The organism is Phormidesmis priestleyi BC1401 (assembly GCF_001650195.1).
GTDB classification, from domain to species: Bacteria; Cyanobacteriota; Cyanobacteriia; order Leptolyngbyales; family Leptolyngbyaceae; genus Phormidesmis_A; species Phormidesmis_A priestleyi_B.
In genome coordinates this window covers 17,793-40,662 of sequence record NZ_LXYR01000010.1, presented here as the reverse complement: position 1 = coordinate 40,662, position 22,870 = coordinate 17,793, and the positions used below count along the sequence as shown (strand labels likewise).

Sequence of the window (22,870 nt, the reverse complement as noted above, 5' to 3'; positions counted from 1 at the left end):
ATTGGCAAGCTTAAGATACTATGGGTGATTTTAGGAGAGTGGGTGACGTGTCAGAACAACCGCAATTATCAACGACCAATATTCTTCAACCAGAACTGAAAGTGGCTCCGATCGACTGGTTTGATTACCCAGTGAGAGCGTTTCCGCATCACACAGATTATTCGGGTGTCGTATGGCACGGCACCTATTTGACCTGGCTAGAAGAGGCGCGGGTAGAGTGTTTGCGATCGATGGGCGTTGACTTTGCTGAACTGGTCGCCCTGGGCTGCAATCTGCCTGTGATGGAATTGTCAATCCGCTATCATCAAGCGATTCAAATGGGGATGGACGCGATCGTCAGAACCCGCATTGCAGACATGGAAGGCGTTCGGATTAACTGCGATTCTCAGATTCAATCTTTAGATGGCGACGTGCTCTATGCGACCGCACGGGTGACACTCGTTGCGGTTGATCTCGCAAAAGGCAAGATCCTGCGTCAATTGCCGTCATCGGTGAAGGATGCCCTGATGAAAAAGTAATGCTATCGCTTGATTACCATCTGCCACAAATATTGCCCAAATTCCCAGACTTGCTGAATCAGTTTGTCGGCTCCGATGCCGAAGACAAATTGCATCACCAGCACGATCGCGGCGATTACTAGCGCGGTGCTGACCGTTGCCTTCACAACTTTGACCAGCCAGGTAAAAACCAGGACGGAAATGACGATCGCGGCGGCAACGAGAATCAAATTCATAAGCTAGACCACTGACTGTATTGCTGACTCTACATCAAATCTGATTGAAGTATCCGATGGTTTGAGAAAAATCTGTGTGACGATGCCTCGTCAAAATTAGTCGCCAATTTTAAGCCTTAGATGCGCTTGCTAACTTCTTTGCATAAGCTTAATCCCAACAGGTCTAGCGAATTCTACAACTTTTGTCCTCTGCTGTGGCGCTGCTATAAACTACAGTTGCCAACTTTAAAGCGATCGTGACTTCCATTCAAGCGGAAGTTAATTTTGCTCAAGTGATCATGACTTCTGTTCAAGCGGAAGTTAATTTCGTTCGAGCGGAAGTTACTTCCACTGAAGCAGTCATAACTTTCATTTAAGCGATCGTGACTTGCGTTCAAGCTGAAGTTAGGGTTGCTAAAGGCTTTGCTGCTTCTGCTAAAGTCTCGCACCTATGGCAATGCACTGCCTTCAATTGGGTTGTTCATCCACAACGATCGCTACAAGCAGGTGTCACTCACGATCACCAAACTGCAATCAGGGAGTCGCTCCTAAAAGAGGTCATCAACGACTCCCGGACTTTTTACAAGACTTTATGCACGAATACTTCACCCTCGCCCGCTCCTTTGCCTACCGTGTACACACAAGTCCGCGTAGACTGGGTTTCAGGTCTTTCAGCCCCCTAAATCCCCCAATCTGGGGGACTTCAAGCTAAAATTCCGGGTTCAAAGTCCCCCAGATTGGGGGATTTAGGGGGCGATGATCTCAGCGATGACTGATCGAAAGACTTGTGTGTACACGGTAGGCTTGGGGAGAGGGCTAGGGTGAGGGCAACCTCTCTCAACGCTTACGACATTTGTTTGCTTACAACACCGAGTCGCATCAGTTTTCAGAATCAGAAGTTGCGGAATTGATTAAGAAGCAACAGCAGCGAGAACGGAAAATTAAACCTGTGTTAGATGATATTCGATTGGCGAAGCGAATTAACTATGACGCGGCGAGAGAAGAGGCGATTAAACAGCTAGAGGAGCAGTTGCAGAAAATTGAAACCGATTTTACGAGCAATGAAATGGACTATCCGCGTAAGTTGTTTTTGATTGAAAATTGCATCTACGGGGTTGATATTCAGCCTGTTGCAGTTCAAATCTCTAAGCTGCGATTTTTTATCTTGCTGATTGTTGAGCAAACGGTTAACGATGACGCTCTCAATCGTGGGATTTTACCGTTGCTAAACCTAGAGACAAAGTTTATCGCGGCTAACACGCTGATGGGAATTGAGCGACCTGCACAACTGCTGTTACGCGATTCACGAATTGAGGAAAAGGAGAAGCAATTAAAAGAGGCTCGGCATCAGTTTTTTAAGGCATGATCGCCGCTAAAGAAACGCAAGTGTCAAGACCAAGACGATGAACTGCGATCGCAGATTATTGATCTCCTAAAAACTGAGGGTTGGTCAGACAAAACGGCTCAATTATTGGCAAAATGGGAGCCTTATAACCAAAATGCGTCGGCAGAATTCTTCGATCCTGAGTGGATGTTTGGCGTGTCGGATGGGTTTGATGTGGCGATCGCCAACCCGCTCTATGTCAGACAAGAATCGATTAAGGAACTGAAACCCGCTTTCAAAGAGCGATATGAGTGTTTTACGGGCACGGCGGATTTGTATGTCTATTTTTATAAGCGGGCGATTAATCTGCTCAAAGACAATGGCGTGTTGACTTACATTTCGTCAAACAAATATCTTAGGGCAGCGTATGGTGAAAAGCTGCGGCAATTTTTGGCGAACCAAACCACGATTTGTCAGGTGATTGATTTTGGCGATGCGCCTGTGTTTACTGCGATTGCTTACCCAACTATTGTGACGGCGATGAAGCACACACCCACGTCTGAGCCTCAGTTTCAGGCGGTAAATTGGGAGATGGGGCAACCTGTCGAGTCGTTTGCGGCGGTGGTCGAGTCGGGGCGGTTTGGCATGGCGCAAAAGGAGCTTTTGAAAGGCGACTGGCAGTTTGCAAAGGATGATGCGCTGCGATTGATGGAGCGATTGCGATCGGTGGGAACGCCGCTCGGTGACTATAGTAAGTGGACGATTTTATTACGGGATTAAGACTGGATTGAATGAGGCGTTTGTGGTGAATCGAGAGACGCGCGATCGACTCACTGCCGAACATCCCTCGTTTGCTGAAGTTCTCAAGCCTTTCTTACGTGGTCGCGACGTAAAACGCTGGAGAGTCGAATATCAAGATCTCTGGCTCATTTTCACAAGACGTGGAATTGAAATTAACAACTATCCTGCAATCCATAACTATCTATTGCAATACAAAGATCAGTTAATGCCGGGTGTTGAAGGTGGTAGAAAAGCTGGAAGCTATAAATGGTATGAAATTCAGGACAACATTGCTTACTGGCAAGAATTTGACACACCAAAAATTCTGTATCAGGAAATCGCTACCTATCAAGTATTCGCTTGGGACGACTCAGGAGCTTATCCAAACAATAAAACTTTCCTTATTCCAGAAGCCAGTCTCTATTTATTAGCTCTGTTGAAACCGAAACTAATTTGGTTTTTTCTTAGTAATACTGTTTCTAAATTGTCAGGAGGAGCGTTTGCGCTTCAAACAATTTATATTTCAAAACTTTCGATCGCTAAATCTTCTAATCCAGAACCGATCGAGACACTCATAAGTTATATTCTTCAACTTCACCAACAACCTTTATTAGCCCAAGATAAACGGGTGCTGAGTTATTTTGAGCAAATCATCAACGGCTTAGTCTACGAGCTTTATTTACCCCAAGACCTCCACATCGCCGAATGCTCGATCGCTGCTCATCTGCCAACCTTAGCCCCGATCGACAGCCTTGAATCACTGCGATCGCTCTTCGAGCAGCTTTCTCAGCCCGATCGTCCGCTCAAACGCAACTTGATGCAAGGTGCTGCCGACGAATGGCGATTACGATCGAGGCTCCAACAATTGCAAAAACTCATCTTCTGACAGCAACGTGACTCCTAAAGTTTGGGCTTTTTCTAACTTAGAACCCGCATCTTCTCCTACGACTAAATAATTAGTTTTTTTGCTCACCGAATCAGTCACCTTGCCACCCGCTTTTTGAATCATTGCCTTTGCTTCGTCGCGTTTGAGAGTCGGTAACGTGCCCGTAACGACAAAGGTTTTTCCAGTGATCGCGGTTGCAATCAGCGGCGTGTTTCCATCTTCTCCGACAAGCTGTAACCCTGCCGATCGCAGCCGTTCTATCAACCTCTGATTGCCGTGATTTTGAAACCATCCATGCACTGATTGGGCAATCTCAGAGCCGATGCCATACACCTGCGCGATCTCGGCTGGGTTCGCTTGAGCAAGCAAATCAACACTTGGAAATGATTGCGTCAACACTTGAGCATTCACACTGCCAACGTGACGAATTCCCAGCGCATAAAGGACTCGTGCCCAGGGTTGTTTTTTTGAGTCCTGAATTGCCTGAATGATTTTCTCGGCTGATTTCGTTCCCATTCGCTCTAGCGTTAACAGTTGCTCGATCGTCAACTCATATAAATCACCCACTGAATGCACCAATCCCTGATCGACGAGCTGCAAAACAAGCTTTTCGCCCACGCCATTCACGTCTAGCGCGTCTCGACTTGCCCAATGCGTTAACGCCCCTCGCAAAATCGCTGGGCAGGAGGTATTAATGCAGCGAGTCACGGCTTCGTCATCGGGTTTAACGACTGCTTCGCCGCACTCTGGGCAGTGAGTCAGCATCTCATAAGATTGGGCACCTTCGGGACGCAATTCTGGCAACACCCGCACTATTTCGGGAATGATTTCTCCGGCTTTGCGGACGATCACTGTATCGCCCTCGCAAAGCTTTAGTTCTTCAATACGATCTCGGTTGTGTAAGGTTGCCCGTGAAACCGTCGTTCCTGCTAACTGGACGGGGCGCAGTTTTGCGACGGGCGTAATCGCTCCAGTGCGCCCCACATTGAAGATGATGTCTTCGACGATCGTCGGCGCTTCTTCGGCAGGATATTTGAACGCGATCGCCCAACGCGGAAACTTTTGCGTAAAGCCCAATCGCTCTTGCAGGTCAAACGAGTTGAGTTTCACCACTACGCCATCGGTGAGATAGCGGAGCTGGGTGCGCCCGATCGACCAGCGATCGCAATAGGCAAACACATCCTGCATCGTCGGACAAAGCTGCCGCTCTGGGTTGACTCGAAAGCCGACGGTCTGCAAAAACTCCAGCGCGTCCCATTGAGAGGCAAGGTGAATCTTGTCGGTTTGAAAGTGGAGCGTGTAGGCGTAAAAATCGGGTTTGCGCTGGGCAACCATTCGAGCATCTAGCTGGCGCAAGGTTCCGGCAACTGCATTGCGAGGATTGGCAAATAAAGTGTCTCCAGATTGTTCGCGTTCTCGATTGATTTGCTCAAATGTGTCTAAGGGCAAAAATGCCTCGCCGCGCACTTCAACTAAGGGCGGCGGATTGTCAAGATTGAGGCGCAGAGGAATCGATCGGATCGCCCGCACGTTTGAAGTGATGTCTTCTCCAGTCACGCCATCGCCGCGGGTTGCGCCTCTGACCAGCAGACCATTCTCGTAAGTCAACGCCAGTGCAGAGCCATCAATCTTGAGTTCACACACATAGTCAGCTTGAGAAATATCTGGCTCGACTTTTCGCCAGCGCTGTTCCCAGGTGATCAAATCTTCATTCCCAAAAGCATTCTCTAAGCTGTAGAGCGGGACGTTGTGTTTAATGGATATGAATTGACTCGCAGGACGTTCACCAACGCGTTGAGTGGGACTATTGGGCGAGATTAATTCAGGGTAGCAAATTTCTAGATCTCGCAGTTCGTGATAGAACCGATCGTAGACAGCATCCTCGATCGTGGGCGCATCCAACACATAATACTCATAGCTGGCTTTTTGCAGAATTTGGGTCAATTCCTGCACACGCTGTTTAATGTCTGGCGTTGCTTGCTCTACAGAATCCATGCCGATCCATACCACGCAATTTAGTTTATTTGTACCACTAATTTTAGTTCTTAGCGGTGGGTGAGAGGGCTATTCTACCGTAGCGTCTTGATAATGGGTCAGAGTTGATGTGCGGAAATTCCAAAATGCAGGAGAGGTAGAGCACGATGCGTCGGACAAGGTCATCAAAGGCAATTTGCAGATGACCCCGATCGACCCCCATGATTTTTATCAACCGTCTTTGCCGTTGTCGTTTGCCGATCTCCGCGAACCCAAAGTGCAGGTTGGGAGAACGTTACGTTTGCCGATAACTTATGCAGATGTTGGGTTTTGTGACTCAACCCAACCTAAGAGTGAGCGATCGCACTGGTTTATTTCTGATCGCAATGAGGTGTTTAGACAATCACAATTTTGTTTACTGTTGCAATAGATTCAATGTTAGTTGGGCAGTAGCGATCGAGTGTCTAGCAGAAGACTGGCTTGGATTGAAGAATATGCTTGACAACATTAGACCTCCTGCACGAATCCTTCGCCCTCACCCTAGCCCTCTCCCCAAGAAGAGGGAACCAGAGGTTCTAGCCCCTTCTCCCTAGGGAGAAGGGTTGGCGAGGGCTTGCCCCACTTCGTGAGGAGGGCTATCCAGGTTCACGCAGGAGGTCTATTCTTTAACTTTAGATTCTGGGGTCTATGGCATTGATCTTGACCCCGCCATTTATCTTCTACAATGTAGAGAAATCATCCATCGTTTGCAGTGAAGGTATTACCTGATGCAATACCAGGTTTTTATTCAAAGTCATCCAGATCATTCCTTTGTTGCATCTGCTGTAGGGATGCCTAATTTGTCTGTTGAGGGAGCAACCGAGGCAGAAGCAATCTCTTCGAGTTATCCGCAAGGGGTCGCTAAAGTGACCACAGCACTTGAAGCTCAACTGGCAACGGGTCAGTTTGTAACTGTTTAAGTTTCCTCAGTTCAGCCAGAAGCCGATTGAACTGTTTTCTGATTTGAAGATTTTAGACTACGACCTTCAGGCTGACAAACACTTCCGAAACCTTAGACAAGCAAGTATCTGAGTCGGTACACAGGATCTCAGAATTGCCTCAATACCTTGGCTCGATCGTGCATTCTCCTCACCAGAAACCTGAAGGATTTTGAGAAAGTACTAGGACTAAAAATTCAAGACTGGTCAAGCTAATAGAGACAATGTTATGGACGATCAAAGAGTTCCTGCCTGTGTTTCATTGCTACAAAGGTGCCGTTGATCATGAGTCAGAGTTCAAAAATTTGAAAAATCGAGTATCCTGCTAGTAACTCCGTACCTTTGAAGCCATGCAGGTTTGGTTAGCTTGTTTTTTAGTGCTGTTTGGGCTGTCAGAACTGTTTCAGTGGATGAAACAGCTTTCGCTGCCGTTGCCGGTGTTTATTTTGGGCGGGGCGTTTTTGGCGGTCGTGTCTAACTACGATCGACGCGCCGGATTTCCCTTTAACCTGATCGGCAAGTCTCCCGATCGAGATTCTCAGCCGATAGCACCATCTCAGTCGATGAATGATGCCCGATCGTCGTCTCCTCAAAAGCCGATCTCATTCACGATCCGTAAGTCTGACTAATCAATATCTCTATAGAGAAATTAAGTTCGATCGGTGAGTAATAGACCTCCTGCGTAAATCTGGGCAGCCCTCCTCACGAAGTGGGGCATAAGCCGACTCAAACGAATCTACGAGGAATTGTGTGTACACGGTAGCCTTAAAAAGGAAGGAACTGAACCTCTCAAAGTCCCCTTTCTAAGAGGGATCTTCAAGGCTAGAGCATTCGTCGTATGATATTGAAATCACATTCTAGCTATTAAGAAAATAGACTGTATAGCTTTTTATTCTTGAGGATCAATCGATTTCTTTTAGCACTGCTCCTAGCATTTCTATCATGTGATCGATGTGATGTTCTTGAATGATCAACGGTGGAGACAGCGCAATAATATCACCTGTCGTCCGAATTAATAATCCGTTCTCAAAGCAACGCACTAAGCAATCGTAAGCGCGACTCCCGACTTTACTGGGAATGGATTCTAATTCGATTCCGGCAACTAATCCCAGATTGCGGATATCGATGACGTGAGGGAACCCTTTGAGTGAGTGAACTGCCTCTTCCCAGTAGCCAGACAAATGATTTGCATGGTCAAACAAGCCCTCTTCTTCATAAATATCTAACGTGGCTTGAGCCGCCGCACACGCAAGAGGATGCCCTGAATAGGTGTAACCGTGGAAAAGCTCGATCGCGTTCTCTGCCCCGTGCATAAACGCATCATAAATGCCGTCACGCGCAAACACCGCTCCCATCGGCACCGCCGCATTCGTAATGCCTTTTGCCACGCACACCAAATCCGGGATGACTCCAAAATAATCAGTCGCAAACCCAGTTCCCAGCCGTCCAAACCCGGTGATCACTTCATCAAAAATTAGGAGAATGCCGTGGCGATCGCAGATCGCTCTTAGCCGTTCTAAATATCCTTTAGGAGGAACTAAAACTCCAGTCGAGCCAGCCACGGGTTCGACAATGACAGATGCGATCGTCGAGGCATCGTGAAGCGTCACCAGTCGCTCTAACTCATCGGCTAAATGTGCACCCCACTGTGGCTGACCGCGAGTGAACGCATTCTGCTCTAAATTGTGCGTGTGAGGCAGATGATCAACCCCCGGAAGCAAACTGCCAAAGGACTTGCGATTGGGGGCAATGCCGCCTACCGAGATACCGCCAAAGCCCACGCCATGATATCCTCGCTCTCGTCCGATCAGTCGCGTCCGACGGCTTTCTCCTCGGACTTGATGATAAGCCAGCGCAATTTTAAGGGCAGAATCGACAGCTTCAGATCCAGAGTTTGTAAAGAAGACGTGGTTTAAGTCTCCGGGCAGCATTTTAGCGAGACGATCGGCTAACGCAAACGGAGCCGGATGACCCATTTGAAACGTGGGAGCAAAGTCGAGCGTTGCCGCCTGAGTTTGAATCGCCGCAATAATCTTTTCGCGGCAGTGACCAGCGTTGACACACCATAACCCTGCGGTGCCGTCGAGCACCTGACGATCGTCGGCAGTGGTGTAATACATTCCTTTCGCAGACACCATTAACCGAGGCTGCGATTTAAACTGACGATTGGCGGTGAAGGGCATCCAGAAAGCGTCAAGGCTGGCTGGCATTGACGGGATGACAAGCTCTTGCATGTGAGTGCCTAATGAAGAATCGGGCTGGCTTTTAAAACGTTGAACAAACAGCAAAACAACCCTTACAGTTTTGCAGGGTTTAACTGTCTGTTATGGACAGCATCCTATGAATAGGTAGACGCGATCAAGGGACTCCGCACTCACTGCCTCGCCCCTATCTCGTGCGATCGAGCAACTTTATTCAGCCGCTTTTTTGCGACCTCTAGTGGAAGGGGCTTTAGGAGCCGCTTTTGTCGAGGTGGTTTTGGCTTTGGTTGCCGCAGCTTTTGCAGGAGTCTTAGCAGTAGTTTTAGTTTTGGCGGCTGTGATTACGCGAGTGCGTTTTGCAGGAGCCTCTTCTTCATCGAGCGTTGCGGCTGCTCCGTTTGCGGTTCCATTCGCCAATGTCACCGTTTCTGGATTTAGCGTAATGCCTTGTGTTTTGCGTCGTCTTCTCGTTTTGGGCTTGCTACCATCTTTTTCTCTACGCGCAGATGAGAGATAATATTTCAGCGTTGACGGGCTGATTTCTACTCCCTTTTCCGTTAGCATTTTTGAAACTTCTGCGTAGCTATAGCCTCGATCGAGCGCTGCTGAAATCGGTTCTTTTAGTAAATCGATCGCTTCTCGCAGTGACCAAATTTCTTTAGGCTTTTCGGGTAAATCTTCTAAAATTGACGATGCACTGCTGATTGCACCTTTTGACACTAGCGTTGATGTGGGTGATCTTCGTTTGGTTGTTACCATTTTGTTGTCCTCAATAATTGAGTGATGTGAACGGGTTTCTCTCGGTATTTCCTAACAAAAGGTTTTGACCCGATGAGCTTTGACAAAAGATGCGTGACTTGTGGAGACTGCTGATTGATTTTTCAATTTGCGAGTCATTGGTGCTGCTGTCACCATCATGACCATCGCTGTCAATTATAGAGACCTTTTAGAGTTTGGAATCAAATCTTAAAAAATTGTTTCTAGAATTGGAGGAAGCGATCGTTTTGGTTGCTCTAAGAGTCATTACAGCTTTATCAATGTCGCCACTTTTATGATCGCTAACGAGTCGCATCTTCTCTTTTCCCCAAGGATAGTCAACGTTAGTTAATTTGTATTCCTGAGATTGATTGAACTGCTAACCCAACCGTTGAGCGATCGTGCAAAAGATCGGGGCAAGCAGCAATGCCGGAAGAAATGCCGCGATGCTTAACCGTGTGATTTCTAGTAAGTTCAATCCCAATCCCATAATCATTAAGCCACCGACCCCAGAGGTTAATAACACTTGAGGCGCATTCACCGGATCGGGCAGCACTTGCGCTAAGAAGCCCGCACAGAGAGATAAGCCACCCTGGTAGAGCAAGATAGCAATGCTAGAGAAACCGACCCCAATGCCATAGCTGCTGCTGAGGGCGATCGAGGCTAACCCATCCATTGCAGATTTGATCGATAGCAGCGCATGGTCGCCCGATATGCCGTTATTGAGACTGCCCAAGATTGCGAGAGGACCGATGCAGAATAACAGACTGGCGGCGACAAACCCTTCGGTAAAGTTGCCCCCGCCTTTAAAGAGGTCGCGCAGCCAGTTGCCGATCGTTTGCAATTGGGTTTCGATGCGCCACCACTCACCGAGCAGACCACCGAGGACGATCGCCAGTAGCCCAATGATCACTCCATCGATCGAACCTGCTTTGACTTTTAATAAGCTGTCTGCCAGAGTGACTCCTAAAAACAGCGTCAGTAAGCCGAGTCCTTGGGTGATGATGCGCTGCATTCGAGTGGGCAGACTTTCGGTTAAGACGAGTCCGATGAGGGTGCCTCCGAGGATAGTGGCGACGTTGATCCAGGTGCCGCTTGTTTTATCCCACAGGCTGAGTGCCGCAGGGTGGATCAAAAGATGGGTGATTGGAATCAAGATGTAGGCTTCCTCAATAGCAACTTGCTTATTTAGCGTAGCGATTGACGATCGTATCGTTGCTGTTATCGATCGTGAATGGGTGAATCTCGATCGCGGTTCTCTCGATAGTAGGGTTAGTCTGTCTCAAGACAGAAACAATCGGGTCTAATTGAGAGCTACTATCAAACGCAAGCAGTTTTATAACTGCTGGTTGGGTGTTTTTACGGGCAGGAAGACAAGTTTTTTGCTCTGAAAACAACTGAACCGATCGCTCATTTTCTAGGCAATACACGGGTGTTGCCAGAACAATTTCTCCCCTGTCCCATTCACAATTTGCTATGACATCAAGCAATCTGGCACTGGTCGAGGAGTTCTTCTTGCTCATGCAAACCCCGTCATCGGCTGAAGCAGAACCAACTCTGATTTCAACCTCGATCGATTTGACGGAGTTTGAGTTTACGGATGCAGAACTCCAGAAGCTAAGACGACTATCCCAAAGATTAGAACTGGCATTATTAACTGAGTTTTGTAACCATTTTGAGGTGGCATCGGTGCTGGTGGAGGTGCGCATTCGATAACCCATGAGCCACAGCGCAGAGTTAGAGACTTGCACAGAATTAGAGTTCTCGCTACGTTGATTGAGATTTCGGCTTCGCTCAACCCACTAGATTAAACTTGAGAGTTGAGCGGAGTCGAAGCCCGATCGGTGAGTTGATATCAAATATCTTTTTGGATGGGGTCACGGGCGATCGTCACATCAAATACGACAATAAAGGTCGCAGTCGGGATGCGTTGCTGTAGAAACTGAAGATGTCCTTCGGCATCGACTCGGCGGCGGAAGCGCTCGATCACGACTCGCTGCATTTTGGGTAAAAGACGCACGATCGCCCAGTGCTTCAAACGATCACTGTAGGTCATAATTAGGTTTGTCTCTATTGCAAATGGGGACTACTGCCGATGCTGAGGAGTTGGACGCTAAACAGCATCGGCTTCAATCAAAGGGTATTTCAAGATTGGTAGTACCCATTATACACAGATACTTCCATTTGGAAACTATTTATTCCATTTGGAATCTGAGTTATTCAACAGTGAGCTTCTAACAAAATCTTGTGAATGGGAACAGCAGGCAAAGCGCTTAAGCAGGTGTTAGCGACCTACAGAATCAGTCAAATTCAACTAGCATCCACGATGGGGATTGCTTCTGGAAACATTAGCCGATGGGTGAACGAAAATCGAGATCCTTCTGCTGAATCCGCGATCGACATCCGAGACGCGCTTGAGACGATTGATCCAGCCGCAGCAAAGGCATTTACTCTTCTTTATTGGGAGAGGCGGATCATGGATGAAAAAGAGTGACTGGAGCGATCGTAGAAATGAAGCCTCGATCGACAAGAATCTGGTCAATCCGATTAACAAGGGTGATGGTTGTCGTAACTTCTTTCATTGGCTTAATGGTTGCTGCTGACATAGTGGTTCTCTCGGTCAAGATTACCCAAAGCGATCGCCCTTCTACTCCTATTGTTGTAATAGAAAGGGCGATCAGGGTCAGTCTAGCAATTACATCACTCTACTTGCTGGAAGATAGAGGACATGAGGTTTTCGCTGATCTGTAGGCTGATGGTTTCCCAAAACTTGCTTCTGAGCATTTAGCCAGATTATGATTCTAGTGTTGCTAGGATAATAATCTTGGACAAATTTGATAAAATCGTCGATCGTGCAGGGCTTCTGAGTCCCTCCCAGGTAGTCTTGATGAAACTGTTCATGGACTTCGGGAACTAGGGTAAGCAGATTATTTTCAACGTCTGCCAAATATGGATACCCATTTTGAGAATATAAGTGATGCGCCGCTAACTTGAGTTTGTTAACATGGTTTTTCTTCTGACCCGTAACCTGACAAGTATTGCCATCTCGCTTTTTAGCTTTGTCCATTGCCGATTGAATTCGCTTTTCACGATTTTGAATCTCAGCTACGATGGCATCAACTTGAGGTTTAGCAACTTCTCCGACATCCCCACACCATTCTTGACGATTCTTTTTAGACTGGCATTCCTTAAAAGAGCGAGATAGTTTCTCAATACCTGCTAAGGAGTAGTACAAGCCGCCCTCATCAACTAAATCCTGGAAATCTTCACCTTCAATCAGAGGATACTGAGTTGTTTGAGTGTGTTCAGCCATCTTCTTTAAATAGACGGACTTAGTTTTGAAAATTGCTATGAGGTCTGACCTTGAAACAAAGAACAGTCCATTACGTTTGACTAGTGATGAAGAGTTATCAAGAATGTGTTTCTTAACAAATGCTTTACGAATTTCTTCTCTAGTGTGTGTAATCCATTCTGTCAGACGTTGCCAAAATGTCTGCTTTTGCGTTGCTTCGAGGTAACGAGCGATCGTATAAGCTCCTGATGAAGTGTATTCCCGTAACCCACTAGTTTTATTAACTACTTTGTAATCCTTGCCTTCAGTTAATTCCCACTCATCATCTTGAATTGAGTCAAAGAATTGTTCAGTCTCAATGAGGTCTTGAGTGGCAATCTTTAATGTCTCGACTAACTTTTGAGAGGTGATATATAGTTCTGCCATTTCTAAAACCTTTGATTAAGACTCTTGTAAAACACGTTCAGACGAGCGAAGACTTGAGCATCTCCTGTGTTGGGAATGTCCGGGTGGTAAACTTTGCTGAGTTCACGGTAGGCAGACTTAATATCCTCTGAAGTTGCTGTTTCGGGGTCTAGTCCAAACGCCTTCCATACCAGATCGTATTTGAAGATGTTGATGCCATTGATGCAACCATAGCCAGTCTCGTTTTCTTCACCTGGCAAAACACCGATAAACTTGCGATATAGCTTTTCCCAACCGTCTTTCTTGCTGAAATCAAGTTTCTCCATGCCGCTTGTCGCCATTGCAAAGGAGCCAGATTTTTTTAATTCTTTGACATCTTTAACGGCAAAATAACCAAAAATGGCTTTCTTGAGTTGAGCTAAGGTTAAAGGCTTAACTTTTTCAGGCTTGACAACTTTTGGCGGCTTGGGTTTAGAATCTTTCTTGTGATTCTCAACTACAAATTGAGCAAATGCTCTAAGTGTCGCTGTATCTAAGCCTTGGACTTTCGCAAGTCGTGAGATCTCATTTTGAACTAGCTGATTCAGTGTGATTTTAGACATATTTTCTTTAACAGTTGTACTTTCCGTACTTTGTTGTACCTTCTTTGGACGAGTTTTGGTTGCTGTCATTTTCTAAGTTCCTAGTAACGGTGCCGATCGAACTTCTACCCATCCGCAGCAAAATCCACAAAGTTCTCACACACGTTGAGGGTTTTATCAAATTGCCATCACAACCCGCGTGAATCCGCTCCGTGATTGAAGTCATAGCTATAGCTTAGACACTTCTTATCGGTCTTATTTCAGTACAATTACTCGTATTTTGGATTGGAATATGAACTCTTTAAGAGCTACACAGCCGGACTGTGAAGAGTTGACCCTACATAAGCAAAAAGCTCAAAGAATTTTCCAGCCGTAGTAATACTTAGCTTGTTTTGCTGCTTAGGACCAATCGACCACTATGCCCGATCGAGCCAGCTAGTTAACCCTAATGCTGCAACGGTCGCCACGAAATGTCCTGCAATCCCGTTCATATTTGCCATTGCGACCAAGACATCGACCGATCGAAAATCCGACTCGGATCGTAGATAGCAACCCCTTGAGGCTAAGTAATCGACTTCGACAGCAAGACCCCTAGTGGGGCTCCTCCGCCCAAAATCGTGACTCCCAACCCTACCAAACCCACGATCGCGCCCAACTATAAGACCTGCATCACATCTGCCTTTTTGGGGTGCACCGCAGAATTTGGGTTTCGGAGCCGTCTCGCAAATTGCGTATATCGGAATGCCAAACAGAGATCAAACAACAGCACCGCTAACCCGCAGGTTACCCAAAAGATGCCAACGCTCAATCCCGGAGTCACCCCTTGAGCAATGCCTCCACCCGGAAGAGGGGTCACTGCCGACTGGGTAAAGCTTCGTCCAGAGATTGCAAGCACCAACACTAGCCCTGAAGCGGCGTTTAACACAAGCTCTAACCAAAACCTCGCGCAACGCGATCGCGATTCGCTGGAGTTTGTGAGAATCGTGGGTATGAATTTCTGACTGAAGTTGCATTATGAGCACTGTGGGTCTAGACACAGGTTTGCAGTAGCCTAGCGTGATTGATTGGGGTGGGTCAACTTTACTTAAGAGAGCGCGATCGCTGAATCTTAAAACCCCGATGCGGCTCCCTCACCTCTCGGATCTGCTGCCCCTTCTAAAGAACCATCGGGCATCACTACGATCGCGTTAGCATTTCCCCAACTTGGGCGTTCTTCGATCTGATGTCCTCGGCGTTTTAGATCGGCGATCGTCAGTGTGTCCAATCCCCACGATTCGACGTTGAGGCGATCGGGAAGCCATTGATGATGCACACGTGGAGCCGCAACTGCTTTGCGAACATCCATCTCGTAGACCAACACGTTTAAGACAATTTGCAACACCGTTGTAATGATTGTGCTGCCGCCCGGTGAACCTACGGCTAATCGCAGCCGACCGTTTTCGGTGATGATTGTCGGGGTCATGCTCGATAGCGGAATTTTGTTGGGTGCGATCGCGTTGGCAGTGCCGCCTACAAGTCCGAACGCGTTGGGAGTGTTGGGCGCGATCGCAAAGTCGTCCATCTCGTTGTTTAAGACGATGCCCGTTCCCTTAGCGACGACTCCTGCACCAAAACCGAGATTCACTGTGAAAGTTAGGCTGACGGCATTGCGATCGCGATCGACCACCGTGAGATGACTCGTTTCAACCGATTCTTTGGTGAGACGTTGCAGCACTGCGGGGTCAACTGCCTTCACTTGACTTGAGGGAGTCGCTTTTTGAGGGTTGATTTCCTGTCGTCGTTTTTGAGCATAGACCGGACTGATCAGTGCCTTGACTGGGACTTTGATAAAATCAGGGTCGCCGAGATAGGTGGCACGATCGGCGTAAGCAATTCGCATCGACTCGATTAACAAATGCAGCGCATCGGGACTGTGCCACCCTAACGTCTTCAAATCTGTGTCGCCAATTATGTTGAGAATTTGCAGCAGGTGCACTCCTCCTGACGAAGGCGGCGGCATTGAGCAAACTCGCGCTTTCCGAAAATCACCGCATACTGGATCGCGCCAAGTCGGACGATATTGCTGCAAATCTTTTTGTGTAATCAATCCGCTATTCGCTGCCATGTCGGCTGCGATTGCCGTCGCAATCGTCCCCGTATAAAAATCTTGAGGATTTTGAGACACCGATCGTAATGTAGCAGCTAATTCTGGTTGCACTAACCGCTCACCTATTTGATAGGTCTTTCCGTTATGAGTAAAAATCTTTTGTGCATCAGGATTTTTGAGTAGCGTTGGCAGACGCGTTTTCGTTGCGCTTACAAATCGCCAACTCACCGGAAGTCCGGTTTCTGCTAACTGAATCGCAGGAGCAATCACAGTCTTCCAGGGTAAGCGTCCATATTTGCGATGCACTTCATAGAGTCCCGCGATCGTGCCGGGTGTTGCCACTGCCAAATATCCATTCGTGCTCGCATTAGGACGCACGTTTCCCTGGTTGTCCAAATACATTGTTTTTGTAGCATTCAGTGGCGCACGTTCTCGAAAATCTAACGCCTTTATCTCATTGCTTTTCGCCTGATACATCAACAAAAATCCGCCTCCACCTAGCCCCGCCGAAAATGGCTCTACCACCGAGATTGCAAAGGTTGTGGCAACGGCTGCATCCACGGCGTTTCCTCCCTGTTGCAGCATCGATAGTCCTGCTTGAGTCGCCAGCGGATGGGCAGACACAACCATGCCTTGAGTTGCCCGATCGAGCAAAATCGTCGGAGCCGCGATCGCTGAAGTCGATCGAACCAGCGCGATCGAGACCACCACGCTAAAAGAACAGATTCTTTGAATCGATCGAAACGAGTCTACATATCTCATAAATTGGTCACTCCCTATTTTAATGCTGATAAACTGCTAACCCGTTCGAGCCTAAAAGCGCGATCGCTAACCAACCCAAAAAAACCAGCCGCGTCAACGTCAACGCCTTCCGAATTCGTTCAGGAGTAATCGGCTGAGTGGGTTCCCCTAATAGAGGTTTATGCTTTTCTACCCCGCGATACCAATTGGTTCCGCCGACCTGCACTCCCAAGACTACTGCATACGCACACTCGCTCCAACCAGAATTAGGACTGGAATCTTTAGGGGCATCTCGTTGACAGATTCGCCAAACGTGACGAGGCTTTCTAGAAAGCAACGCCAAAGTCAACACCGTTAATCGGCACGGAAGCCATGTGAGAACGTCATCCGTTTTAGCACTACACCAGCCGATATCTCGATAGGGCGGAGTGCGATATCCCACCATTGAATCTAATGTACTAGCTGCTTTGTAGGACAGCGCTAACGGAACGCTTCCAACAAACGGTAGGAATAAGCCGAGCAACGCGTAGAACAACGGAGCCATCACACCGTCGGTTGCATTTTCGGTCACCGTCTCTAACACTGCGCGTAAGATTTCTGATTCGGTCAGGTTGTCGGTATCGCGTCCGACATATTGCGTTAGCTGAGACCGTGCCCGATCGAGATTCCCCTCTGCCAGGGGTCGCAACACATCTTCTGCTGCCGATCGTAGACTTCGCCCCGCAAAACAACTCGCTAACAAAATACTTGAAATCGTAACCCCGAATGCTGGATGTAACGCTGTCGAGATGAATATGATTATCCATCCGATCGCGCCACTGCCTACAATTATGAGAATTGCGAGAATCACTCCTGCAAACCGCAGCGATGCCGGATGATTGAATTCCTTTAAAGCCAGTTTTGTGTAGTGACTAATCGTCCACCCCATCACCTGCACCGGATGCAGCCACCCCCACGGATCACCGATCAGATAATCTAGGAGAGCAGCGATCGCGATCACGCTAATTCCTGACCACTCATCAAACCACAAAGCTTGCCTCCTCCCCCTGTGCGGCTTGCCAGCTTCGCGCATCGTAGTAGAGGTCTTCTAAAGAGATGCCATAAAGCGCCTCTTTGAGCTTTTTGTGAAGTCGATTCCACAAGCTAAACGTCACCCAGTCTTCGGCTTGTGCATCATCGGGAGTGTGACGCGGCAACGGTTCTACGCTCTCTCCCACCGCTTCTAAGATTTGCCCTAGTGAAATTTGTGCAGGCGGACGCGCCAACTGATAGCCACCATGAGCGCCGCGCACGGAAATGACCAGATTTGCCCGTCGCATCTCAATCAGCAGCTTTTCTAAATAAGGGGCTGGCAGATCTTGCCGTTGCGCGATCGCTTTCACTGCCGCAGGACCATACTCCGGCTGAAAGCTGAGATCGAGCAAGGCTTTGACGCTATAGTGTCCGCGAGTCGTTAACTTCAAGAGAATTGGCTGCAAGGGTGACGATAGCTCAGTATCGCATTATCCCCTAGTCTGCCGCAGCCAATCTTAAGGAGTCGTCAACAGGGATACGCGAACTCATTTCCGCAGTTTCAGCAACTCTTGAGGAGATGCAATCAGTTTTAGCTTTAACAAGACAATCTCTTGCTGATCGTTTAGCGTGAATAGCCACGATACGCCTACTCCAAACAAGGGCGTTTTCACTCGACCCGTGACCTGAATCTCAGTGCAGCCGTCCTCTAAAGCTTGCCCGATCATCTCTTGCTGGGGTTGAGATGTGATTCCCTTCGCCTCAGCGTTGAGATAGTGCTCGATCGCGTCTCGACCTACAATGGGCGACTCAAATGGTGGATGTAGCGTGCCGTCGAGCGCAAACTGCTGACTCGTCGCCTCATAGTCACACGCATCAAAGGCTTCAAAATAATTCAAGATCGTGGGAGTTTTAATATTTAAGATCGGGGCGATTTCCTCGATCGGGGGAGTTGCGGCATCAGAGTTAACAGTTTGCATAGCGATTCTGCGTCTTGAAGTTCAATCGCACAATAAACCAAAAAAGCAGAATGAATCCTGTCTCTAGAGAGATAGTTGCTCAAAAAGGTAAGGAACTTGCGATTTGGTGGAGTCTCGCGTGAATCTGGACAGCCCTCCTCACGAAGTGGGGCAAGCCCTCGCCAACCCTTTTCCCCAGGGAGAAGGGAGCTAGAACCTCTTGTTCCCTCTCCTTAGGGAGAGGGCTAGGGTGAGGGCGAAGTATTCGTGCAGGAGATTTATTAGAGTCTCACCCGATCGGGCTTCGCTCTGTCTCAAATAGTACGCCCTTGGGTATCTGAGAGTCGTCCGTGAGTGTCTGAGAGTCGTCCGCGAGTATCTGAGAGTCGTCCGTGAGTGTTTGAGAGTCATCCGTGAGTGTTTGAGAGTCATCCGTGAGTGTTTGAGAGTCATCCGTGAGTGTCTGAGAGTCGTCCGTGAGTGTCTGGGAGTCGTCCGTGAGTATCTGGGAGTCGTCCGTGAGTTCCTCAAAGTCGTCCGTGAGTGTCTGAGAGTCGTTCATGAGTGTCTGAGAGTTGTTCACAAGTTACTCTGAATTCTAGGTTGGTAGACTAAGGGTTCGCCAGTCTTAAGTCTAAGAATCTATAGTCCTCCGCAGCGATTAACCATGACCGATCGGGCTTCAATCACAGACCAAATTAAACAAAAAGCCTTAGACGTTGGGTTTCACAAGGCAGGGATCGCGATCGTTCCCGTCGAGTCAGATGACGAAAAAGCGGCGGTTACTTCTCTGCAAAGCTGGCTAAACCAAGACTATCAGGCAGACATGGCGTGGATGGCAAATCCCAAACGGCAAGATCTTCGCTTAGTGATGCCCGAAGTCCGATCGGTGATTTGCGTTGCCCTCAACTACTACACGCCGCACGATCGACCTAATGGTGCTCAGTACGCCAAGATTTCTCGCTATGGCTGGGGTCGCGACTATCACCGGATTCTGCACAAGAAGCTCAAGGCACTGTCCACCTGGCTAGAGTCACAAGGCGACGACATTCAGGCGCGCTGCTATGCAGATACAGGACCTGTGCAAGACAAATTTTGGGCACAGCAGGCAGGCATCGGCTGGGTCGCCAAAAACAGCAACGTGATCACGCGAGACTACGGCTCCTGGGTGTTTCTCGGCGAAGTGTTGACCAATTTAGAACTCGTGGGCGATCGTCCTCACACTTCCCACTGCGGCACCTGCACCCGCTGCCTCGACGCTTGCCCCACCGGAGCGATCACCCAGCCGTTTGTGGTCGATGCCAATCGCTGCATCGCCTATCACACGATCGAAAACCGCGCTGAAACCCTCCCCGACACCATCACCCCACATCTCCAAGGCTGGGTCGCTGGCTGTGATATCTGCCAAGAGGTCTGCCCCTGGAATCAGCGCTTTGCCCAAGAGACCGACGTGACCGACTTTCAGCCTTACCCCGACAACGTTGCTCCGACGCTCGTCGAGTTAGCCGAGATGTCAGACCAAGACTACGATCGGCGCTTTCCGGCTTCTGCGCTGAGACGGATCAAACCCAACATGATGCGCCGAAACGCTCGATCGAACCTAGAGGTTAAATAGCGTCTCTGCAATGCCTGGGGCATCATAGATATAGAGTTCATTATTCAAAGTTTTAGAGGAGATAGACGGGTGGCTGCAACCGACTTTAAAGATTATTACGCGCTTCTTGGAGTCGCCAAGACTGCCAGCGTCGATGATATTAAGAAAGCATTTCGTAAACTGGCGAGACAATATCACCCCGATGTGAATCCGGGTGACAAAGCAGCCGAGGCTCGATTTAAAGAAATCAACGAAGCTTATGAAGTCTTATCTGACACCGATAATCGCCAAAAATATGATCAGTTTGGGCAATATTGGCAGCAAGCCGATCGAGCAGGGGCACCGAGAGGCGGACGATCGCCCTCTACCAACACCAGCCCCGGCTTTGACGAATTTGAATTTGGGCGCTACGGCAGCTTTGACGAGTTTGTCAACGATCTCCTCGGACGGGCAGGCACAGGCTATGGACGCACTGCCGATCCGTTTAGCGGCTATCGCACGTCGCCCAGCGGCTCAGGGTTTGGCGACGATCGCGCCACCGCCGGAGTCAACCTGGATGTCGAAGCGCCCATCTCGCTAACCTTTTCAGAAGCGTTTAATGGCGCACAAAAACGGTTGGGCATTGGCGGCGAAACCTTTGATGTCAACATTCCCGCAGGTGCCAAAACGGGAACTCGGATTCGGATGCGCGGCAAGGGGCGATTTAGCCCTCACTACACGAGTCAGCGCGGCGATCTCTATCTGATTGTCGAACTCACAGCGCACCCATTCTTTCAGCTTGATGGAGACAACAATCTAGTCTGTGAAGTGTCGATCGCGCCCGATGAATCCGTTTTGGGGACTCAAATTGACGTGCCGACTCCTGATGGCATGGTGAAAGTTAACGTTCCTGCTGGGGTGCGATCGGGTCAATCGCTGCGGCTGCGGGGCAAGGGGTGGAAAAATCTCAAGGGCGAGAGAACTGATCTGATGATCAAACTGACGATCGTGCCTCCCAAAGAGTTGAGCGAGATCGAGCGAGAATCTTATGAGAAGATCCGCGACAACCGCAGTTCTGATCCGCGCAGTCATCTCGCAGGAATCAAACTTTAATGATCAACGTCAGGTTTGATTGTGATGCAGCGATCGCGTCTAAAGATCGCTAGCGCATTGCATTCTCCGTAAATTCTTTATTCTCCGTAAATCTCTTTATTGCTGACAGATCCGACTTGGATTTGGGTGCGTATAGCTATGTGTGTCGGTTTGAGACAGCTTTAACACTAGCGTCAAGCTCACATACAGGATGAAGAGTTTTAAGGAGAGTCATTATGAGAATCAACGTCCGGGGTAGCACTTACGCACTGGCTGGCAAATGCACCTCTCTTCTAGAGAATGTCCTCAATAAGGTCGTTTCTTTCATTCAGCGATCGACCAACGGTTGGCTTCGCCCGATTGGAATTTGTGCGATCGTACTGGCGACGTTTTTAACAACCCTTCCCGCTTTGGCTTCAGACCACCAAGACACCACTTTTTTAGCCAATAAGCTGACCGCCGCCGACTTGACTGACTTGTTTGTGTTTGAGAGTCCAAGCGATCCCAGCAAAGTCGTTTTAGCAATGGACTTTGACCCCCTGATCACTCACGGCGAGGTGAGACCGTTTGACCCTGCCGTTCTCTATCAATTTAAGATCGATAAGACGGGCGACAACGTTGAAGATCTGGTGCTGCAATTTCGGGTGAATGGCATAGTCAGAGGGCGCAAGCAATCTGTTACGGTGTTTGGTCCGGGTCGCCCTAGTCAAGTGGGCACTGTGTCAAGACTGATCCGCGCAAGTGCCATAGGAGAGTTGAACCAGACGTTTTCTACGAGCAAGGGAGTAAAAGTCTTCGTGGGAGAACGCAAAGATCCCTTCTTCTTTGATCTGGAGCAATTTTTTAAGATTTTGCCCGATCGTAACTACCAAGTTCAGCCGAATCCTGGTCCGCCGCTCACGGTCAAAGCGTTTAGACCGCCGGGTGAAGCCAAAGACACGCTGGCTCCGTTTAACGTGCACTCGATCGTGGTCGAGCTACCTAGAAGTCTGCTAGGAACTGGAAAGATCGGAGTTTGGATGACCACCAGCTATCAGACTGCCAGATTGAGAGAGGGCAGTTATGCCCAAATCGAACGGTTAGCTGTCCCAGCGCTGAATGAATTATTTATGGATTTCAAAGCGCACAACGCGAGTAATCTTCAGACTCCGACCGCCGATGCGCCCAACCAATCGAAATTTATTCGTTCGTTTGTGACGACGATCGGGCGACCCAAAGGCATCGCAGACGCGGTGATCTCAGTCGCAATTCCAGATGTGATTCAAGCCGACTTGTCTAAACCAACTGGGAGCTATTTTGGCACTCAGTTAGGTCAAAACTTTGGCGGCAGACGACCGAAAGATGACGTGATTGATGTGACAGCATCGGTTGTGTTTGGCAGCGCGGTGACTGGCATTACACAGGGTGCCATTCCAGCGTTGACCAGCGACAACGTAGGTCCTAATAATGCCAATTTTCTGCCCACGTTTCCTTATTTAGGCAATCCTCTTTAAGGGCGAAGCAGGTAGGCGCGATGAAAC

Annotated in this window: 29 protein-coding genes; 13 read left to right on the top strand and 16 right to left on the bottom strand. The window is 48.6% G+C overall.

Annotated elements, in window-relative coordinates; translation table 11 throughout:
- Nucleotides 1-47: 47 nt before the first annotated feature.
- A complete protein-coding gene (locus A8707_RS07710) occupies nt 48-518 on the top strand; it encodes an acyl-CoA thioesterase (protein WP_231947978.1) in 471 nt (156 codons plus the stop codon).
- A gap of 2 nt (nt 519-520) precedes the next feature.
- Here the strand turns inward: A8707_RS07710 and A8707_RS07705 are convergent, their stop codons facing one another.
- On the bottom strand, nt 521-733 hold the full coding sequence (locus A8707_RS07705) for a hypothetical protein (RefSeq protein ID WP_068816226.1): 213 nt from the start codon (nt 731-733) through the stop codon (nt 521-523).
- Nucleotides 734-1,123: 390 nt separating this feature from the next.
- Between A8707_RS07705 and A8707_RS29585 the strand changes: the two genes are divergently transcribed.
- The 4 genes from A8707_RS29585 (at nt 1,124) to A8707_RS07690 (ending at nt 3,702) form a co-directional block, all read left to right on the top strand.
- Nucleotides 1,124-1,264 (top strand): hypothetical protein, encoded by a 141-nt coding sequence (locus tag A8707_RS29585; RefSeq protein WP_231947977.1) that lies wholly within the window; start codon nt 1,124-1,126, stop codon nt 1,262-1,264.
- A 355-nt stretch (nt 1,265-1,619) separates the two neighbouring features.
- Nucleotides 1,620-2,078: an Eco57I restriction-modification methylase domain-containing protein gene (locus A8707_RS07700; RefSeq protein WP_156518422.1), complete on the top strand. Its 459-nt coding sequence runs from the start codon at nt 1,620-1,622 to the stop codon at nt 2,076-2,078.
- A 105-nt stretch (nt 2,079-2,183) separates the two neighbouring features.
- Entirely contained in the window at nt 2,184-2,816 is a 633-nt protein-coding gene (locus A8707_RS07695) for an Eco57I restriction-modification methylase domain-containing protein (protein ID WP_068816224.1), read from the top strand.
- A complete protein-coding gene (locus A8707_RS07690; protein ID WP_082906272.1) occupies nt 2,779-3,702 on the top strand; it encodes a TaqI-like C-terminal specificity domain-containing protein in 924 nt (307 codons plus the stop codon). Before A8707_RS07695 ends, A8707_RS07690 begins: the two co-directional genes overlap by 38 nt.
- On the opposite strand, the gene ligA is transcribed toward A8707_RS07690, so the two are convergent.
- Nucleotides 3,661-5,697 (bottom strand): NAD-dependent DNA ligase LigA, encoded by a 2,037-nt coding sequence (gene ligA / locus A8707_RS07685; RefSeq protein ID WP_068816222.1) that lies wholly within the window; start codon nt 5,695-5,697, stop codon nt 3,661-3,663. The genes A8707_RS07690 and ligA overlap by 42 nt on opposite strands.
- A gap of 109 nt (nt 5,698-5,806) precedes the next feature.
- On the opposite strand from ligA, the gene A8707_RS07680 reads away from it, so the two are divergent.
- The 3 genes from A8707_RS07680 to A8707_RS07670 all read left to right on the top strand — a co-directional run bounded on the left by A8707_RS07680 (nt 5,807) and on the right by A8707_RS07670 (nt 7,282).
- Entirely contained in the window at nt 5,807-6,106 is a 300-nt protein-coding gene (locus tag A8707_RS07680; RefSeq protein WP_068816221.1) for a hypothetical protein, read from the top strand.
- 337 nt (nt 6,107-6,443) lie between these two features.
- Nucleotides 6,444-6,635 carry a hypothetical protein gene (locus A8707_RS07675; protein WP_068816220.1) on the top strand — a complete coding sequence of 64 codons (192 nt, stop codon included), beginning with the start codon at nt 6,444-6,446 and terminating at the stop codon, nt 6,633-6,635.
- Between the two features lie 368 nt (nt 6,636-7,003).
- Complete coding sequence (locus A8707_RS07670) at nt 7,004-7,282, top strand: hypothetical protein (RefSeq protein ID WP_068816219.1); 279 nt, start codon at nt 7,004-7,006, stop codon at nt 7,280-7,282.
- A 273-nt stretch (nt 7,283-7,555) separates the two neighbouring features.
- On the opposite strand, the gene aptA is transcribed toward A8707_RS07670, so the two are convergent.
- From aptA to A8707_RS07650, 4 genes are all read right to left on the bottom strand, one after another.
- Entirely contained in the window at nt 7,556-8,863 is a 1,308-nt protein-coding gene (gene aptA / locus A8707_RS07665; protein ID WP_068816304.1) for an omega-aminotransferase AptA, read from the bottom strand.
- Nucleotides 8,864-9,064: 201 nt separating this feature from the next.
- Nucleotides 9,065-9,613 carry a hypothetical protein gene (locus A8707_RS07660; protein ID WP_068816218.1) on the bottom strand — a complete coding sequence of 183 codons (549 nt, stop codon included), beginning with the start codon at nt 9,611-9,613 and terminating at the stop codon, nt 9,065-9,067.
- A 376-nt stretch (nt 9,614-9,989) separates the two neighbouring features.
- Nucleotides 9,990-10,766 carry a DUF554 domain-containing protein gene (locus tag A8707_RS07655; protein WP_231947976.1) on the bottom strand — a complete coding sequence of 259 codons (777 nt, stop codon included), beginning with the start codon at nt 10,764-10,766 and terminating at the stop codon, nt 9,990-9,992.
- A gap of 28 nt (nt 10,767-10,794) precedes the next feature.
- On the bottom strand, nt 10,795-11,040 hold the full coding sequence (locus A8707_RS07650) for a hypothetical protein (RefSeq protein ID WP_068816217.1): 246 nt from the start codon (nt 11,038-11,040) through the stop codon (nt 10,795-10,797).
- Nucleotides 11,041-11,086: 46 nt separating this feature from the next.
- Here A8707_RS07650 and A8707_RS07645 point away from each other — a divergent pair, with 46 nt between their 5' ends.
- Entirely contained in the window at nt 11,087-11,326 is a 240-nt protein-coding gene (locus tag A8707_RS07645) for a hypothetical protein (protein ID WP_068816216.1), read from the top strand.
- Nucleotides 11,327-11,465: 139 nt separating this feature from the next.
- On the opposite strand, the gene A8707_RS07640 is transcribed toward A8707_RS07645, so the two are convergent.
- Nucleotides 11,466-11,666: a hypothetical protein gene (locus A8707_RS07640; RefSeq protein ID WP_068816215.1), complete on the bottom strand. Its 201-nt coding sequence runs from the start codon at nt 11,664-11,666 to the stop codon at nt 11,466-11,468.
- 195 nt (nt 11,667-11,861) lie between these two features.
- On the opposite strand from A8707_RS07640, the gene A8707_RS07635 reads away from it, so the two are divergent.
- A complete protein-coding gene (locus A8707_RS07635; RefSeq protein ID WP_068816214.1) occupies nt 11,862-12,104 on the top strand; it encodes a helix-turn-helix domain-containing protein in 243 nt (80 codons plus the stop codon).
- On the opposite strand, the gene A8707_RS30165 is transcribed toward A8707_RS07635, so the two are convergent.
- From A8707_RS30165 to A8707_RS07600, 9 genes are all read right to left on the bottom strand, one after another.
- The gene (locus A8707_RS30165) at nt 12,085-12,216 is read right to left on the bottom strand and encodes a hypothetical protein (RefSeq protein WP_269452686.1); all 132 of its coding nucleotides are present in this window, start codon (nt 12,214-12,216) and stop codon (nt 12,085-12,087) included. The genes A8707_RS07635 and A8707_RS30165 overlap by 20 nt on opposite strands.
- 89 nt (nt 12,217-12,305) lie before the next feature.
- Nucleotides 12,306-13,328 carry a hypothetical protein gene (locus A8707_RS07630; protein ID WP_068816213.1) on the bottom strand — a complete coding sequence of 341 codons (1,023 nt, stop codon included), beginning with the start codon at nt 13,326-13,328 and terminating at the stop codon, nt 12,306-12,308.
- A gap of 2 nt (nt 13,329-13,330) precedes the next feature.
- The gene (locus tag A8707_RS07625) at nt 13,331-13,978 is read right to left on the bottom strand and encodes a J domain-containing protein (protein ID WP_231947975.1); all 648 of its coding nucleotides are present in this window, start codon (nt 13,976-13,978) and stop codon (nt 13,331-13,333) included.
- A gap of 326 nt (nt 13,979-14,304) precedes the next feature.
- Nucleotides 14,305-14,547 carry a DUF3611 family protein gene (locus A8707_RS30590; RefSeq protein ID WP_414858394.1) on the bottom strand — a complete coding sequence of 81 codons (243 nt, stop codon included), beginning with the start codon at nt 14,545-14,547 and terminating at the stop codon, nt 14,305-14,307.
- Nucleotides 14,544-14,813, bottom strand: a complete 270-nt coding sequence (locus A8707_RS30160; protein WP_197484678.1) for a DUF3611 family protein — start codon at nt 14,811-14,813, stop codon at nt 14,544-14,546. Before A8707_RS30160 ends, A8707_RS30590 begins: the two co-directional genes overlap by 4 nt.
- A gap of 183 nt (nt 14,814-14,996) precedes the next feature.
- On the bottom strand, nt 14,997-16,736 hold the full coding sequence (gene ggt, locus A8707_RS07615) for a gamma-glutamyltransferase (protein ID WP_068816211.1): 1,740 nt from the start codon (nt 16,734-16,736) through the stop codon (nt 14,997-14,999).
- 19 nt (nt 16,737-16,755) lie between these two features.
- Nucleotides 16,756-17,745 carry an adenosylcobinamide-phosphate synthase CbiB gene (gene cbiB / locus A8707_RS07610; RefSeq protein ID WP_231947974.1) on the bottom strand — a complete coding sequence of 330 codons (990 nt, stop codon included), beginning with the start codon at nt 17,743-17,745 and terminating at the stop codon, nt 16,756-16,758.
- The gene (locus tag A8707_RS07605; RefSeq protein WP_331711688.1) at nt 17,735-18,193 is read right to left on the bottom strand and encodes an Rrf2 family transcriptional regulator; all 459 of its coding nucleotides are present in this window, start codon (nt 18,191-18,193) and stop codon (nt 17,735-17,737) included. The genes cbiB and A8707_RS07605 overlap by 11 nt, the downstream gene beginning before the upstream one ends.
- 81 nt (nt 18,194-18,274) lie before the next feature.
- Entirely contained in the window at nt 18,275-18,706 is a 432-nt protein-coding gene (locus tag A8707_RS07600) for a ketosteroid isomerase family protein (protein WP_156518420.1), read from the bottom strand.
- Nucleotides 18,707-19,352: 646 nt separating this feature from the next.
- On the opposite strand from A8707_RS07600, the gene queG reads away from it, so the two are divergent.
- From queG to A8707_RS07580, 3 genes are all read left to right on the top strand, one after another.
- Complete coding sequence (queG, locus tag A8707_RS07590; RefSeq protein ID WP_068816208.1) at nt 19,353-20,300, top strand: tRNA epoxyqueuosine(34) reductase QueG; 948 nt, start codon at nt 19,353-19,355, stop codon at nt 20,298-20,300.
- A gap of 69 nt (nt 20,301-20,369) precedes the next feature.
- On the top strand, nt 20,370-21,371 hold the full coding sequence (locus tag A8707_RS07585; protein ID WP_068816207.1) for a DnaJ C-terminal domain-containing protein: 1,002 nt from the start codon (nt 20,370-20,372) through the stop codon (nt 21,369-21,371).
- A gap of 215 nt (nt 21,372-21,586) precedes the next feature.
- Complete coding sequence (locus tag A8707_RS07580; protein ID WP_082906271.1) at nt 21,587-22,843, top strand: DUF4331 domain-containing protein; 1,257 nt, start codon at nt 21,587-21,589, stop codon at nt 22,841-22,843.
- The last annotated feature ends 27 nt before the right edge of the window (nt 22,844-22,870 follow it).

What these genes read in the sequence shown, in the direction of transcription:
- A8707_RS07660 (WP_068816218.1), bottom strand. Translation starts at nt 9,613, where the DNA reads ATGGTAACAACCAAACGAAGATCACCCACATCAACGCTAGTGTCAAAA.
- A8707_RS07630 (WP_068816213.1), bottom strand. Translation starts at nt 13,328, where the DNA reads ATGGCAGAACTATATATCACCTCTCAAAAGTTAGTCGAGACATTAAAG.
- A8707_RS07600 (WP_156518420.1), bottom strand. Translation starts at nt 18,706, where the DNA reads ATGCAAACTGTTAACTCTGATGCCGCAACTCCCCCGATCGAGGAAATC.
- A8707_RS07640 (WP_068816215.1), bottom strand. Translation starts at nt 11,666, where the DNA reads ATGACCTACAGTGATCGTTTGAAGCACTGGGCGATCGTGCGTCTTTTA.
- A8707_RS07625 (WP_231947975.1), bottom strand. Translation starts at nt 13,978, where the DNA reads ATGACAGCAACCAAAACTCGTCCAAAGAAGGTACAACAAAGTACGGAA.
- queG (WP_068816208.1), top strand. Translation starts at nt 19,353, where the DNA reads ATGACCGATCGGGCTTCAATCACAGACCAAATTAAACAAAAAGCCTTA.
- A8707_RS07635 (WP_068816214.1), top strand. Translation starts at nt 11,862, where the DNA reads ATGGGAACAGCAGGCAAAGCGCTTAAGCAGGTGTTAGCGACCTACAGA.
- A8707_RS07645 (WP_068816216.1), top strand. Translation starts at nt 11,087, where the DNA reads ATGACATCAAGCAATCTGGCACTGGTCGAGGAGTTCTTCTTGCTCATG.
- A8707_RS07705 (WP_068816226.1), bottom strand. Translation starts at nt 733, where the DNA reads ATGAATTTGATTCTCGTTGCCGCCGCGATCGTCATTTCCGTCCTGGTT.
- A8707_RS07675 (WP_068816220.1), top strand. Translation starts at nt 6,444, where the DNA reads ATGCAATACCAGGTTTTTATTCAAAGTCATCCAGATCATTCCTTTGTT.
- ligA (WP_068816222.1), bottom strand. Translation starts at nt 5,697, where the DNA reads ATGGATTCTGTAGAGCAAGCAACGCCAGACATTAAACAGCGTGTGCAG.
- aptA (WP_068816304.1), bottom strand. Translation starts at nt 8,863, where the DNA reads ATGCCAGCCAGCCTTGACGCTTTCTGGATGCCCTTCACCGCCAATCGT.
- A8707_RS30165 (WP_269452686.1), bottom strand. Translation starts at nt 12,216, where the DNA reads ATGTCAGCAGCAACCATTAAGCCAATGAAAGAAGTTACGACAACCATC.
- ggt (WP_068816211.1), bottom strand. Translation starts at nt 16,736, where the DNA reads ATGAGATATGTAGACTCGTTTCGATCGATTCAAAGAATCTGTTCTTTT.
- A8707_RS07670 (WP_068816219.1), top strand. Translation starts at nt 7,004, where the DNA reads ATGCAGGTTTGGTTAGCTTGTTTTTTAGTGCTGTTTGGGCTGTCAGAA.
- A8707_RS07580 (WP_082906271.1), top strand. Translation starts at nt 21,587, where the DNA reads ATGAGAATCAACGTCCGGGGTAGCACTTACGCACTGGCTGGCAAATGC.